General features: G+C 61.6%; 10 protein-coding genes and 1 pseudogene. 5 read left to right on the top strand and 6 right to left on the bottom strand.

Annotated features, from left to right (window positions below):
* Nucleotides 1-18 precede the first annotated feature (18 nt).
* The 4 genes from H3H36_RS18945 to H3H36_RS18930 form a co-directional block, all read right to left on the bottom strand.
* Nucleotides 19-1,356 carry an MFS transporter gene (locus tag H3H36_RS18945; RefSeq protein ID WP_182219662.1) on the bottom strand — a complete coding sequence of 446 codons (1,338 nt, stop codon included), beginning with the start codon at nt 1,354-1,356 and terminating at the stop codon, nt 19-21.
* 31 nt (nt 1,357-1,387) lie between these two features.
* Complete coding sequence (locus tag H3H36_RS18940) at nt 1,388-1,909, bottom strand: gluconokinase (RefSeq protein WP_229219987.1); 522 nt, start codon at nt 1,907-1,909, stop codon at nt 1,388-1,390.
* Nucleotides 1,910-2,180: 271 nt separating this feature from the next.
* Nucleotides 2,181-3,209 carry an HTH-type transcriptional regulator GntR gene (gntR, locus tag H3H36_RS18935; protein WP_182219661.1) on the bottom strand — a complete coding sequence of 343 codons (1,029 nt, stop codon included), beginning with the start codon at nt 3,207-3,209 and terminating at the stop codon, nt 2,181-2,183.
* 83 nt (nt 3,210-3,292) lie between these two features.
* Nucleotides 3,293-3,802, bottom strand: coding sequence for a DUF4124 domain-containing protein (locus tag H3H36_RS18930; RefSeq protein ID WP_182219660.1), 510 nt, complete (start codon nt 3,800-3,802; stop codon nt 3,293-3,295).
* A gap of 166 nt (nt 3,803-3,968) precedes the next feature.
* Here H3H36_RS18930 and guaB point away from each other — a divergent pair, with 166 nt between their 5' ends.
* Complete coding sequence (guaB, locus tag H3H36_RS18925; RefSeq protein WP_182219659.1) at nt 3,969-5,432, top strand: IMP dehydrogenase; 1,464 nt, start codon at nt 3,969-3,971, stop codon at nt 5,430-5,432.
* A gap of 111 nt (nt 5,433-5,543) precedes the next feature.
* Nucleotides 5,544-7,154 (top strand): glutamine-hydrolyzing GMP synthase, encoded by a 1,611-nt coding sequence (gene guaA / locus H3H36_RS18920; RefSeq protein ID WP_182219658.1) that lies wholly within the window; start codon nt 5,544-5,546, stop codon nt 7,152-7,154.
* Nucleotides 7,155-8,374: 1,220 nt separating this feature from the next.
* Here the strand turns inward: guaA and H3H36_RS27575 are convergent.
* A complete protein-coding gene (locus H3H36_RS27575) occupies nt 8,375-9,376 on the bottom strand; it encodes a GlxA family transcriptional regulator (RefSeq protein WP_182219657.1) in 1,002 nt (333 codons plus the stop codon).
* A 136-nt stretch (nt 9,377-9,512) separates the two neighbouring features.
* Between H3H36_RS27575 and H3H36_RS18910 the strand changes: the two genes are divergently transcribed.
* Nucleotides 9,513-10,739 (top strand): acyl-CoA dehydrogenase family protein, encoded by a 1,227-nt coding sequence (locus H3H36_RS18910; protein ID WP_182219656.1) that lies wholly within the window; start codon nt 9,513-9,515, stop codon nt 10,737-10,739.
* Between the two features lie 328 nt (nt 10,740-11,067).
* Here the strand turns inward: H3H36_RS18910 and H3H36_RS18905 are convergent.
* Nucleotides 11,068-11,997: pseudogene (locus H3H36_RS18905) on the bottom strand (transposase family protein).
* Nucleotides 11,998-12,144: 147 nt separating this feature from the next.
* Between H3H36_RS18905 and H3H36_RS18900 the strand changes: the two are divergent.
* Together H3H36_RS18900 and H3H36_RS26720 are read left to right on the top strand one after the other, a co-directional pair.
* Nucleotides 12,145-14,025 (top strand): methyl-accepting chemotaxis protein, encoded by a 1,881-nt coding sequence (locus tag H3H36_RS18900; RefSeq protein ID WP_182219655.1) that lies wholly within the window; start codon nt 12,145-12,147, stop codon nt 14,023-14,025.
* Between the two features lie 148 nt (nt 14,026-14,173).
* The coding region (locus H3H36_RS26720) for a hypothetical protein (protein ID WP_220459794.1) at nt 14,174-14,384 on the top strand (211 nt) is incomplete at its 3' end.

The following is a 14,384-nucleotide window of genomic DNA, read 5'->3' as shown; positions in this document are numbered from 1 at the left end:
CGGGCTTGCGCGCCGGTGTCAGTGGGCCGCGGCGGGGGCAGGTGCTGGCGCGGCCGCGGTGGGTTCAGGATCGGGAATCGGCTCAATTTTCCCGAGCACGAACACGAAGGACACGATCCCCACCAGCAGGATCACGCCGGCCACCATGAACGCGTTGGCGAACGAGTTGGTGGCGCCAACGATCATGCCGGTGACGATGGGAGCGGCCGCGCCCATCAGGTTGTTGGCGAAGTTCATGATGCCGCCGATGGTGCCGGCGCCGCCCTTGGGCGCGATCAACGATGGCAGCGACCAGCCCACCGGCGCGGCCGAAGCGAGCCCGCCCAGCGCGATCGAGATCCAGACGATGGCCCACACGGGATCGGTGGTCTGGGTGGCGCCGAACACGGCCAGGCCGAGCAGCATACCGACGATCAGCACGCCCTTGCGCACCAGTGATTCATCCTTGCCGCGCGAGATCAGGTGGTCGATCAGCCAGCCGCCCACGAACAGGTCGGTGGCAGTGGCCACGGCCCAGGGGATGGCAGCGAAGCCGGCCGATTTCAGTATGCTCATGTGCATGGTCTGCACCAGGTAGCCCGGCAGCCAGGTGAGGAACAGGTAGAACGAGTAGCCATAGGCGGCGAAGCCGATGGTCAGGCCCCATACTTTCGATTTGCCCAGCAGGTAGCCCAGCATGTTGAGCGCACCGGCGTTGGACGGGCCTTCCGGCGCGGCGCCGCCGTTCTGGATGTAGTCCAGTTCCTGCTTCGACAGCTTGGGATCGGCGCTCGGGTCGCGGTACACCAGCAGGAAGGCGATGAAGTAGCTGAAGCTGAGCAGGGCCGTCAAGCCGAAGCCCCAGCGCCAGCCGAAGGTGACGATGGTGACGGCGATCAGCGGCACGCCGATCACGTTGGAGAACTTGGCGGCCGCGTCGAAGATGGCGGTGGCCATGCCGCGCTCATGGCGGGGGAACCAGTAGCCGGTGGCCTTGGAGCTGACGGGGAAGGCCGGTGCTTCGGCGATGCCGAGCAGGATGCGGGCCGCGAAGATGCCGGCGAAGCCGCTGGAGAAGGCGGTGATGGTGGACGCCACACCCCACAGGAAAGCGCCCCAGCGGCCCACGCGGGTGGGGCCGAAGCGGTCCAGCACCATGCCAACGGGGATCTGCAGCAGCGAATAGGACCAGGCGAAGGCGCTGAACAGCAGGCCCAGTTCGACGGCCGACAGGTTGAACAGGTCCTTGATCTGCGGCGCGGCCACGGACAGGCCGATGCGGTCGATGTAGTTGATCAGCACGCCCATGCCGAGCAGGGCGCCGATGCCCCAGCGGCGCTTGGGTATTTTCTGGTGGGGGTGGTGGGTGGCGTTCATATTGTCTCCGGTTGTGATGGTGGGCGCGGCCTTAGGCGCGCGCGCCCTGGTTGTCCAGGATGGCCTCGACCAGTTGTTGCGGCGGCAGGTTCAAGTCCAGCAGCACGCCCGCTTCGTCGGCCTGCAGCGGTTCCAGGTCGCGCAACTGGCTGTCGAGCAGCGATGGCGGCATGTAGTGGTTCACACGCGCCGCCATGCGTTCGGCGATCACGCTGCGCGGCCCGGACAGGTGGGCGAAGCGCAGCGCGGGATTGCCGGCGCGCAGCAGGTCGCGGTAGCGCCGCTTGAGCGCGGAGCACGACAGCACCAGGCCGTGGCCGTGTGCCGTCGCCTGGCGAATGTGCTCCTGCAGCGTGTGCAGCCAGCCGGCGCGGTCGTCATCCGTCAGCGCAATGCCGGCGGCCATCTTGGCGACGTTGGCGGCGGAGTGGAAGCTGTCGCCTTCGAGGAAGGGCAGGCCCAGCGCCGTCGCCAGCCGTTGCCCGATCTCGCTCTTGCCGCAACCGCTGACGCCCATGACGACCCAGCATGCGGGTTGGTTGGTATGACTCATAGGGTGATGTGCTTGCATGGTCTTGTGGTTGTGTTTCGATGAAATGTTAGCGCTAACATTGAAGTCGAAGTCTAGACCATCGCGCTGATTTGTAAAGCGGAATCGATGTTGCGGCGCAGCAGGCGCGGTGGATGGCAACCCGGCCGCTGCCCCGCGCCCCAGAGTGGGCTGGCGCTGTTTCAGGGAGGAGTGGGGAAGGCGGCCGACTGTGGCGTGGCGACAACGATGGGGGCGATGGCGCCCACCGGCCTTGTGTCGTTGTCGCCCTGGATCAGGCGCTTTCGCGGGCCATCAGCGTGAAGCCCAGGTCGAGGTGGGGCGTGGCTGGCGTCTCGCCCCGGATCACGCTGCGCAGCAGGGTGGCCGCTTCGTGGCCGATGCGGTAGCGCGGCGTGCCCACCGTGGTGACGGAAGGATTCATCCAGGCCGACGCGGGCAGGTCGTTGAAGCCGCAGATGGCCAGCTGGCGCGGCACGGCGATGCCGCGCCGCTGGCATTGGTAGATGGCGCCGTGCGCCAGGTCGTCGTTGCAGCAGAAGATGGCGTCGCAGTCGGGTGCCTGGGCCAGCATGCGGCCCAGCAGCTCGGCGCCCAGCGCGATGGTGGAGGGATCGGGCACCATCAGTTCCAGCTTCGGATCGGCCAGGCCAGCGTCGCGCATGGCCTGGCGGTAGCCCTCGGCCCGCTTCAGCGTGCGTTCGTCGAGCTGGGCGCCGATGAAGCCGATGCGCTTGTGGCCCTTGTCGATCAGGTAGCGCGTCATCGCCTGGCCGGCCTGGAACTGGGAAAAGCCCACCGTGAGCTGGGCCGGGTCGTCCGACAAATCCATCATCGAGACGATGGGCACGCGCGAGGCGGCCAGCATGCGTTCCACGCGCGGGCTGTGGGTGAGGCCCGACAGCAGGATGCCGTCCGGGTTCGATTGCAGGTAGATGCCGAGCAGCTTTTCCTCCTCGGCGTCGGAGTAGCGGGTGTTACCGATGAGGATCTGGTAGTCGTCGGCGTCCAGCGCGTCCTGGATGCCGGCCAGCACGGCCGTGAACACGGCGTTCGACAGCGACGGCACCAGCACCACGATCACCTTGGAGTGGGAGGAGGCCAGCGCGCGCGCGGCGCGGTTGGGCACGTAACCCAGTTCCTCCACGGCTTGCTGCACGCGCTCGCGCAGCGCCGGCGATACCATGTCCGGCTGGGTGATGGCGCGCGAAGCCGTCATGGCGGCCACGCCGGCCCGTTCCGCCACCGCCGCCAGCGTGACGCGGCCGCTGGCGCGGCTTCTCGGTGTCACTGTCTTGCTCATCCGTGCCTGTCAGTCAATGTTGATCGCGCTATCTTACGGCAGGCGGGGTGGGGACGGGAAGTGGCGCGCCCGCCGCGCAGTGGTCAGTGGCAGTTGGCCAGCACCTGCTGGTTCTTGCGGGCCGCTTCGGCCCGTTCCGCGTCGCCCATGACGACCCGTTGGCCATCCTTGTCGTAGGTGGTCATGCGCACGCCTTCGTCGAGCGCGCGCTGGTTGTTGCGGGCCGCTTCGCAATTGGCCTGCTCGGCCGCCTTGCGCCGCGTCTCCTCGGCGCTTTTCCGGGCTGCCTGCGCCGCTTCCGTCCTGCGCTTGTTGAAGTCGGCGTTGCGCTCGCCCAGGGTGGGGGGCGCCTTGGCCTTGGGTTCGGCCGCATCGGCCGCCTGCTCATCCGGCGCCGGCGCATTCGGGTTGAACAGCGGCTTGCCGGGCGCCTTCAGGATGTTCTTCTCGGGGATGTTCGGCGGCGGCGGGCGGTCGGACAATTGCTTGATGCCTTTTTCGTCTATCCACAGGTATTGCGCCAGCGCCTGGGTCGAGATGGCCAGCAGGGCGGCGGCCAGCGCCACGCGCAGCGTCGTAGGAGTGTGTTTCATGGTGCAGCTTCCGGGAGCACGGCAAAGGCGCCGCTGGGCAGATTTCGCCATGATTTACGGCAACTGTCAATCGAAGCGCATAAGGCGTGACAGATTTTTTTCCGCGCCGCAAGGACGGCGCAGGGAAAATTCTGTATAATCTGCTTTTGCGCCAATAGGAAATGCTATGCGTCTACTCCAAAAAGCACTCACATTCGATGACGTGCTGCTCGTCCCAGCGTACTCGAACGTCCTGCCTGCCGATACGTCCCTCAAAACCCGCCTGACCCGCAATATCAGCCTGAACATCCCGCTGCTGTCGGCCGCGATGGATACCGTGACCGAAGCCCGTCTGGCCATCGCCATGGCGCAAGAGGGTGGCATCGGCATCATCCACAAGAACCTGAAGCCCAAGGACCAGGCCCGCGAAGTGGCGCGCGTCAAGCGTTTCGAAGCTGGCGTGCTGCGCGACCCGATCACCATCCCGCCTGAGATGAAGATCCGCGACGTCATCAAGTTGACCGAGCAGTATGGCATTTCCGGTTTCCCTGTCGTGTCCGGCAAGGAAGTGGTGGGCATCATCACCAACCGCGACCTGCGTTTTGAACAGGAACTGGACGCCGAAGCGCGCGCCAAGATGACGCCACGCGAAAAGCTGGTGTACGTCAAGGAAGACGCCGACACGGCCGAAGCCAAGCGCCTGATGAACAAGCACCGCCTGGAGCGCGTGCTGGTGGTGAACGACGCCTTCGAACTGAAGGGCCTGATCACCGTCAAGGATATCCAGAAATCGACCGAGCACCCGCTGGCATCGAAGGATTCCCAGGGCAAGCTGCTGGTGGGCGCCGCCGTCGGCGTGGGCGCCAAGGATGAGGAACGGATCGAACTGCTGGTTGCCGCCGGCGTGGACGTGCTGGTGGTCGATACGGCCCACGGCCACTCGCAAGGCATCCTGGACCGCGTGAAATGGATCAAGACCCGCTTCCCGCACGTGGACGTGATCGGCGGTAACATCGCCACGGCCGCCGCCGCCAAGGCGCTGGTCGAGTACGGCGCGGACGCCGTCAAGGTCGGCATCGGCCCTGGCTCGATCTGCACCACCCGTATCGTGGCTGGCGTGGGTGTGCCGCAAATCACCGCCATCTCGAACGTGGCCGAAGCGCTGGAAGGCACGGGCGTGCCCTGCATCGCCGACGGCGGCATCCGCTTCTCGGGCGACATCTCCAAGGCCCTGGCGGCCGGCGCATCGACCGTGATGATGGGTTCCATGTTCGCCGGCACGGAAGAAGCGCCGGGCGAAGTGATCCTGTACCAGGGCCGCAGCTACAAGTCTTACCGTGGCATGGGCTCGCTGGGCGCGATGTCGGACGGTTCGGCCGACCGCTACTTCCAGGACGCGGCCATGAAGCAGGACAAGTTCGTGCCCGAAGGTATTGAAGGCCGCGTGGCCTACAAGGGTTCCGTGCTGGCCATCATCTTCCAGCTGGTGGGCGGCGTGCGCCAGTCGATGGGCTACTGCGGTTGCGCCACCATCGAAGAACTGCGCAACAAGGCCGAATTCGTCGAGATCACCTCGGCCGGCATGCGCGAATCGCACGTGCACGACGTGCAAATCACCAAGGAAGCGCCGAACTACCGTTCCGGCGACTAAGCCTTGCGACGCCGGCGGCAAGTTGCCGCCGGCGTTTTCCTTGCACGGCCCGCCACTGCGCGGAGGCCGCCCAGCTGCACCGATTTCATCATTTAGAAGCCCCTATCTTCCATGCATTCAAAAATCCTCATCCTCGATTTCGGCTCCCAGGTTACCCAGCTGATCGCGCGCCGCGTGCGCGATTCCGGCGTGTTCTCGGAAGTGTATCCGTATGACGTCAGCGACGAATTCGTGCGCAACTATGGCGCCGCCGGCGTGATCCTGTCGGGCAGCCACAGCTCCACGCTGGAAGGCGACGCGCCGCGCGCGCCGCAAGCCGTGTTCGAACTGGGCGTGCCGGTGCTGGGCATCTGCTACGGCATGCAGACCATGGCGGCCCAGCTGGGCGGCAAGGTCGAGAACGGCCTGGTGCGTGAATTCGGCTACGCTGAAGTGCGTGCCCGCAGCCACACCAAACTGCTCGACGGCATCAACGACTTCGTCACGGACGAAGGCCACGGCATGCTGAAGGTGTGGATGAGCCACGGCGACAAGGTGCTGGAAATGCCGCCGGGCTTCGTCCTGATGGGCAACACGCCGAGCTGCCCGATCGCCGCCATGGCCAACGAGGAAAAGCGTTTCTACGGTGTGCAGTGGCACCCGGAAGTGACGCACACGGTGCAGGGCAAGGCCATGCTGGGCCGCTTCGTGCACGAGATCTGCGGCTGCAAGTCGGACTGGAACATGCCCGATTACATCAGCGAAGCCGTGGAAAAAATCCGCGCCCAGGTGGGCAGCGATGAAGTGATCCTGGGCCTGTCGGGCGGCGTCGATTCGTCCGTGGCCGCCGCGCTGATCCACCGCGCCATCGGCGACCAGCTGACCTGCGTGTTCGTCGACCACGGCCTGCTGCGCCTGGACGAGGGCAAGATGGTGATGGACATGTTCGCCAAGAACCTGGGCGTGAAAGTGATCCGCGTCGACGCGGAAGCCCAGTTCATGGGCAAGCTGGCCGGCGTGACCGATCCCGAGCAGAAGCGCAAGATCATCGGCGGCGAGTTCGTCGAAGTGTTCGACCAGGAGTCGGGCAAGCTGACCAGCGCCAAGTGGCTGGCGCAGGGCACCATCTACCCGGACGTGATCGAATCGGCCGGCAAGGGCAAGAAGGGCCAGACCATCAAGAGCCACCACAACGTGGGCGGCCTGCCGGAGCACATGAAGCTGAAGCTGCTGGAACCGCTGCGCGAACTGTTCAAGGACGAAGTGCGCAAGCTGGGCGTGGCGCTGGGCCTGCCGCATGACATGGTGTACCGTCATCCGTTCCCCGGCCCTGGCCTGGGCGTGCGGATTCTCGGCGAAGTGAAGAAGGAATACGCCGACCTGCTGCGCCGTGCCGACGCCATCTTCATCGAAGAACTGCGCAACACGCCATACGAGTACGTGGCCGGCCAGGCCGTGGACGAGGAGCAGTTGCCGAAGAACTGGTACGAAGCGACCAGCCAGGCGTTCGCCGTGTTCCTGCCCGTGAAATCAGTGGGTGTGATGGGCGATGGCCGCACCTACGAATACGTGGTGGCGCTGCGCGCCGTGCAGACCCAGGACTTCATGACGGCGCACTGGGCGCACTTGCCGCACGCGCTGCTGGGTAAGGTGTCGAACCGGATCATCAATGAAGTGCGGGGTATCAACCGCGTGGTGTATGACATCTCGGGCAAGCCGCCTGCGACCATTGAATGGGAGTGATGAGCTCGCTATAAGTAATTGATTTTAAATGAAAATTTGAGGCCGTTGATGATTCGGGTTGAATCATCAACGGCCTTGTTGTTTCAAGGGCCTGCTCTAAGCCGACCCGTCGGCCACGTTAATCGGGGTTGTGCGCCCGTCACTGTTCTGAATTGCAAAGCGCAATGTCGGACTGGCGGCCACTACTAACGCGACGAGGTCGGTGCCGGCATTCGGACACGGCCCCGGCTGTAGTTGATTTGAACGACTAGATGAGTCGCTGTGAGAAATTGCCAGTCGCTGCGCGTAGCGCAAAGGAAGGTCTTCCCCGTAGGATGATTTTTCAGCAACCTGGCACCATCAACGATCCGGCGCCGTCATGGTGCGCTGGCCCGTTGCTTTGACTGGACGATGCGCAAGCACCCCAATGTCCATGCCCGGAATCCGTTGCGTTTGCTCAAATGAGGTTTCGCTGCCTATACACCGGACGATGAGCAGCGTCTGGCCGCGCGGGATCTGCTGCCCAAGGTCAGTGGGGAACGTGATCGGCGCCTGGCGCCCGGAGAGGGGAGCGGATTGTCGCCGTGCTGGCCAGCCATCCGCAGGAGCATTCCTTTTGCATGCTCGCGCCCGAGCCGGCGATGCGGATGCGCGAGTGCTACACGTTGTCGATGTCGCAGGTGGATCTGGTGTTGCGCACCCATATCGAGGACAACGGCACATATAGGGCGACGCGCTGGCCGATTGCTCTCGAATTGGAGCCGGGAGCGCAGCGTCGCCGTGCTCGATGTCGTCACGCGAGCTGTTCAGGGAAGCGGAGATATTCGACATCATTTTCACGATTTTCGTCATGAAGCGACTTGCCGGCTAGATGAACGCACCACCTTGCCAGATGTCTTGATCACCCGGATCACGGGCCATCGCGACCTGCGAATGCTGAAACGCTATGCGAGTTTGCGGGGCAGCGGCTTGGTGACCCACCCAGGGTAGTGGCTTACACGCTAGGGAGGAGGCGTGCGCAAGCACGCCTATCCAAACATGCAACGGATCGACAATCACCACTTTTCCGGTCGGCTGTCCGATGTCGGAGACGGTCCCGCCGATGATACGCAGGCATGCGGCGAGCATCCGCGCTTGCTATTTGCTGCGCCATCGCAGGAGTGGAGCGACGCCTCTGTGCACACGCTATCGACATCCACGCACGCAGAAACATACTTTCCTGATGACCTAGAAAGCCAGACTCAATGATCACTCGTGTGATTATCGATATTGAACCGATCCCGGTAGAGCCCTGGCGTCATTCCTATTTTTTCCCGAAACAGACGGGTGAAGGAGCTGGAGTCGCAATACCCCACATAGGCGCAGATTTGCTCGATGCTCAGTCTGCCGGTCTCAAGCAGTGCTCGTGCACTATCTATCCGCAGATTTTGCAGGTAGGACAGCGGTGTTTGATCCAGTGCAGCTTGGAATCGACGGGTGAGTGTTCGCTGGGTAACAGCCAAAGCATTCGCCAAATCAGTCATGCTGACGTCCGTTCCCATGCGCTTGTGCAGCCATTCTTGAGCACGGTGGATTAGCGCATCATTATGCTTGCGCTCTGTCATCAATGGCAGCAGCGGTGTTTGGGTACTTTGCGTCACGTCAATCAACATGCTACGAGCACATTGCGTGGCGATGGCAGATCCGGAGAAATGAGATAGCACCCTGACTGTCTGGGTGAGGAATGCGGCATGGGCGCCGGCACAGATTAAACGGTCGTCCTCGGTGACCAAGGGGTGCATTTCCAGGTTCACCTTGGGGAACCGTTCCCTGAAAAGTTGCTCCAGCCACCAGGTCGTAGTCGCTCGGCGGCCATCAAGCAAACCGGTATCCGCCAGCAAGAAAGTGCCCGTGCAGTTTGCCGCCAGAAACGCACCACTTTCCCATTGACGGCACAACCATTCAGACACAGGTAATGCCGCACTAAGGAATTTTGTCAATTCGTCCTGGCCTGTGTAATGAAAGCTGGGAATGAAGATGATGTCGTAACATTGATTCGGCGAAATCGGAAGCGTGGATAAGCTGAGGGAATTGCTCGCCCGGATCGGCCCACCCAGCATCGACAGAAAATCCCAAGTGTAAAGAAGGGAAGGACTCACATCCGCTTTTCTCATATGGGCATTGGCAACCTGCATCAGGTCAGCAAAACCGCCAACGACCGAGGCATAGCAGCCATCAAAGCAAACAATACCGGTAGCGGGCACCTTGTACTCCTAGTTGAAGTTGATAAGCCATTATGTCTATTTTCGCATAATATTTGTCATTTTGGACCATGGGAGGGCTTCGTCCGCATAGCTAAGCTTGTCGTCATATGAACCGCATTCAAATGAGGAAATCGACATGACCCAAGAAATTCAGCGTCTTTCGGATCGGCTGTATGACGATATGTGGCTCCCCGCCGAAACCATTGAGGTTCGCCAGCAGGTTCGCCAATTTGTCCAGAAGGAAGTGGCGCCCATTGCTCACGAGTTGAACAACACACCGGAAAGCCTCGATGCTTTTCCGTGGCCTCTGGTCAAGAAGTTTGGCGAGGCCGGTTTGTTCAAGATCCCGTTTAGCCGCGAAGAAAGTGGCGCGGGCCTGGAGTATCCGACGCTTGCCACCATGGTCATGTTGGAGGAAACGGCCTATGTCAGCTCGGGTGTCGCTGCTGCGCTGGTAGATGTTCAGTTGATTCTCTTCGGTCATACACTGCAGCATGCAGGCCCCGCCGTCAAGCATAGACTTTTCCCCGCCCTGTGCGCGGGCGATATGGTTGGCGCCTTTGCCACAAGCGAACCCGCAGCCAGTACCGACCTGAGCGTTACTGCACTTCAGACCGAGGCCAAGCGCGTGGAAGGCGGATATTGCCTCAGTGGGCAAAAACGCTGGATTACCAATTCGCCGGTGGCCCACTACATGTTCGTGTTGTGCAAGCTCGACCAGTCCATGACCATGCTCATGGTGGACATGAAGGCCGACGGGGTGAAGGTTGGCGCACCCGATAAAAAAATGGGCAACCATTCGCAGCTGACTGCCGATGTCTACTTCGACAATGTCTTTGTGCCGAGCGAGAATCTCGTCGGCGAGGAAGGAAAGGGCTTAAAGGCGGCGTTGACGTCGTTGACGCTTGGACGTGTCGGCATCGGTGCCTGCGGCGTGGGCATGGCCCAGGCGGCATTTGATTTCGCCGTTGATTACATGCAAAAACGTAGCGTCTTTGGCAAGCCGTTGGCCAACTACCAGTATTGGCAGTTCCGCTTTGCCGATTATGCGACCCAACTGGAGAATGCCCGCAACCTCTATATCAAAGCCGCAATTGCCCATGACAAGCGGCGGCCAACAGTGGCTACCCAATGCGCCATGGCCAAGTTGATCGGGAGCTCGCTGGCGGGCGATGTTGCCCGTGACGCCATTCAGGTCTGCGGCGGCTACGGCTTTGTCAAAGAGTTGGCTGCCACAGGCCAGCGCTTTCCGCTCGAAGCCATCTACCGCGACTCGAAGATCGGTGAGATCTACGAAGGCGCAAACGAGATTCAACGCTTGCTTGTCGCCCGTTCCATTTTCGGGAAGGATGCAGTCGGCTGATTTGAATCAAAGTAAAGTTATGGCAACGGTCTCTATCGACGCCGCTGTTTTGTTGACATGACCTTTGTCAGCATTGCAGTTTCTGTCTTCAGGAGTAAGCAGTCAGACCATTGAAGGCGTCTTCCAGGCCTTTGCATGCCGCGGTACCGCACCACCGGGGTGTGGACGTTTGGACGTTTGGACGATTGGGGCGACTGCGCGGCAGGGCGGGAAGTGAACCGGAAATTGACCGGAGTTGGTGACTTTGACGTCCAGAAACGAAAACGCCGATCTGTATGGATCGGCGTTTTCGTCAAGGATGTTCTGGTTGGCACGGGGTGAAATCGGGTCACCAACACCTGCAGCGTAATAGTCGCCATTCATTGAGCGCTTGGCCCGGAGTTTTGGAACCGCTGGCGCGCTGGGGAATATGAGTTTGAGGTCGTTGCGCAGCGTCGTCTCCAGATCGGCCTGGCTTTCAAAGCGTATCTGCTGTAAGAGCTCGTTGATACGGCCATTGAAGCGCCAGACCATGCCGTTGGTTTGCCGATGACGAGGCGGCGCCAAGCGGTGCTCGATACCCATGCCTTGGCCATCCTTATCGAAAACGTGGCGGCCGCTGGGCTTCTTGTCCGTGGTCGTGAATCTCTGTGAACTGCGCGCCATTGTCAGTCAAGATCCTGGCTATCTTAATTGGCGAGGCATCCTTCGGTCGGCGCAGGAAATCGATGCTGCCGGTGTCGCTCATGTCGTGGTAGATGTGCAGGAAGACCGCGCGCTTGGCGCGGTCAATGGCCACGAACAAATAGCGGCGCGATGTTTCGTCTGGCATCTGCTGCAGGTACTTGATATCGGCGTGAATGAAGCCCGGCTCATAGTTCTTGAAGGTCTGCCAGACCGAAATCGTTTCTCCCTCAGCCTTGGGGATGACGTCTTCCAGGCACGCCATGCCTTCGCGCTTGAGCAGGCGTGCAATGTCTGAACGTGAGGCGTCGGCGTTAATGTGTTGCTTGGTGATGTAGACCAGATCGTCGAGCGGCAAATAGAGCGTTTGGCGCAGCGACAGGACGATGGCTTCCTGTGCAGCGCTCAACGTCGTATGCAAGGTGTGGGTACGGTGGAAGCGGCCTTGAATGTCATCGCGCTTGATCCATTTAGCCGCCGCCGCGCGCGTGATGTTGAACACGTTGGCTGCCTCCCGATCCGACAGCCCGGACTCCTTGATCTCCTGGTGGATGTTGGGAGTGCTGCGGGCTGGCGGATGGCTGCGCACAGTCATGCTCTCGATGTCTCCAGTGCGATCTTGCGGTGGCCGTTCTGCTCGCAACTCTCCCGGTATGAGTTTGGCGCGAAATTAAGGCCCGCTACGACGAGGGACACGATCGCACGGAACTAAACACTGATATAACAATTCTTGGGAGAACACATGTCTGAATTCTTACGCCGCCTGTCGATCCAGCAAAAGCTGATGTCGAGCATGGCGCTTTGCCTGCTATTGTTCCTGGCACTGTCGGCCACGCTGAGCGTGGTCATGACGGGCAACACCATCCGCCAACGCGTGGTGGGGCAGGAGCTGCCGGCCGTGGTGGGCGAGATCCGCAACGATATCCTGCGCCAGATAGGCGAACCAGTCGCGTCCGCCCTGGCCATCAGCGCCAACACCTTCCTGCTGGACTGGGAAAAGGCCGGGCTGCCTGACAGCGGCGACGCGGCCTGGATCGCCTACGCGCACAGCGCTAAGAAGGTCAGCAAGGCGGCGACCGTGTCGTGGGTCTCGGCCGCCACCGGCAAGTACTACGGTGATCAGGGCCTGAAGCGCACGATGGACAAGAATTCGCCCGACGACCAGTGGTTCTACGGTTTCCTTGCCAGCGGCAAACCGTATTCGCTGAACCTGGACAAGGAGCCGGGCGCCACCACCTACAATGTCTTCATCAACACCCGTTTCGACGCGGGCGATGGCATGATCGGCGTGGCCAGCCTGGGGCTGTCGGTGGACAAGCTGGCCGAGACGATCCGCAATTACAAGATCGGCGAGTCGGGCTTTGTCTACCTGGTGCGGCCCAATGGGATGTTGACCGTGCACCGCGATCCGCAATTGGCCGACAGCAAGCACTTCATGAAGGATTTGCCCGGCTTTAGCGAGGACTTGAGTGGCAAGCTGCTTGGTGGCCAGCAATTCACCACGGTCAGCTACAAGGCGCCCGATGGCAAGCGCATCGTCGCCTCGTCATTCGTGCCGGAACTGAATATGTATGTGATCGCGGAAGTGCCCGAACAGGAAGTGTTGGGCCAGGTAACCCGCTCCGTGCTGCTGGCGGCCCTGGTGGGCGGCCTGGTCGGCGGCGGTATTGGCCTGTTCGTTATCTACCTGGTGAGCCGCGCCATGGCCGCGCCCGTGGCCCGCGCCGCGCAGATGTTGGGCCAGATCGCCGACGGGAATGGCGACCTGTCGCGCCGCATGACGGTGGAATCGGGCGACGAGATCGGCTTGCTGGCCGACGCCTTCAACCGCTTTGTGTCCTCGCTCAACCGGACCATCCGCGAGGTGCGCAACAGCACGGAGACCATCGCCAACGCATCGAAAGAAATCGCCAGCGGCAACCTCGATCTGTCAGCTCGCACGGAAGGGCAGGCATCCAGTCTGGAGCAGACGGCGTCGGCGATGGAGGAGTTGACGGCCACCGTGTCGCAGAATGCCGAGAGTGCCCGCCATGCCAACGAACTGGTGCAGTCGGCTTCCGGCTATGCCACCCAGGGCGGTGAAGTGGTGGGGCGCGTGGTCGACACGATGGCCTCGATCAAGGATAGCTCGCGCAAGATCGTCGACATCATCGGCGTGATCGACGGCATCGCCTTCCAGACCAATATCCTGGCCCTGAACGCGGCAGTGGAAGCGGCGCGGGCCGGCGAGCAGGGGAGGGGCTTTGCCGTGGTGGCGTCGGAAGTGCGCAATTTGGCCCAGCGCAGCGCGGCGGCGGCCAAGGAAATCAAGGAGTTGATTGGCGACTCCGTCAACAAGGTCGATGCCGGCAGCTCGCTGGTGGACGAGGCGGGCGCCACGATGAGCAAGATTGTTGCTTCCGTCGAGCAAGTGACCAGCATCATGGGCGAAATCATGGCGGCCAGCCACGAGCAGCGCGACGGTATTGCCCAGGTCAATCTGGCCGTAACGGAAATCGACAGCACTACCCAGCAGAACGCGGCATTAGTGGAGCAGGCAGCCGCAGCGGCAGCATCGTTGCAAGAGCAGGCTGCCAACTTGGCGGCTGTGGTCAGCGTGTTCAAGCTAAATGAGCGTGGTTAATTTACATGGTTGAAACATAAAGCTCTGCCGGTAAACTAATTTTCTTGATAGCGGGCGTGGGATCAAGACACTAAACGGTATTAGCCAAAAGTTCGTTGAAGCCGCGGCGATTCTTCTATTTTTCATTTTTTCTCTCTATAGCCAGCGTATGGTTCCATCACACACCCGTTCATCTCACCCACGCCGTCAGCGGCGCCCGAAGGATTATGCGGCGATTTCGTGGCTACTGGCTTTCCTGGCTTGCCTGTACGTCGGCACCAGCATGGTGCGGCTTTATTACCAAAAGCGGCAGCTGGAGGATCAGGTTGCCCAGCAATTGCAAAACATCTCGGTCAGCATGAAGCGCAGCCTTGCGTTGC

The organism is Rugamonas fusca (assembly GCF_014042365.1).
Lineage (GTDB): Bacteria > Pseudomonadota > Gammaproteobacteria > Burkholderiales > Burkholderiaceae_D > Rugamonas > Rugamonas fusca.
The sequence above is the reverse complement of the archived record's forward strand: the minus strand, read 5'-3'. Positions and strand labels throughout refer to the sequence as shown.

Coding starts and splice junctions, on each gene's coding strand:
- H3H36_RS18945 (WP_182219662.1), bottom strand. CDS start 1,356: ATGAACGCCACCCACCACCCCCACCAGAAAATACCCAAGCGCCGCTGG.
- H3H36_RS18940 (WP_229219987.1), bottom strand. CDS start 1,909: ATGAGTCATACCAACCAACCCGCATGCTGGGTCGTCATGGGCGTCAGC.
- gntR (WP_182219661.1), bottom strand. CDS start 3,209: ATGAGCAAGACAGTGACACCGAGAAGCCGCGCCAGCGGCCGCGTCACG.
- H3H36_RS18930 (WP_182219660.1), bottom strand. CDS start 3,802: ATGAAACACACTCCTACGACGCTGCGCGTGGCGCTGGCCGCCGCCCTG.
- guaB (WP_182219659.1), top strand. CDS start 3,969: ATGCGTCTACTCCAAAAAGCACTCACATTCGATGACGTGCTGCTCGTC.
- guaA (WP_182219658.1), top strand. CDS start 5,544: ATGCATTCAAAAATCCTCATCCTCGATTTCGGCTCCCAGGTTACCCAG.
- H3H36_RS18910 (WP_182219656.1), top strand. CDS start 9,513: ATGACCCAAGAAATTCAGCGTCTTTCGGATCGGCTGTATGACGATATG.
- H3H36_RS18900 (WP_182219655.1), top strand. CDS start 12,145: ATGTCTGAATTCTTACGCCGCCTGTCGATCCAGCAAAAGCTGATGTCG.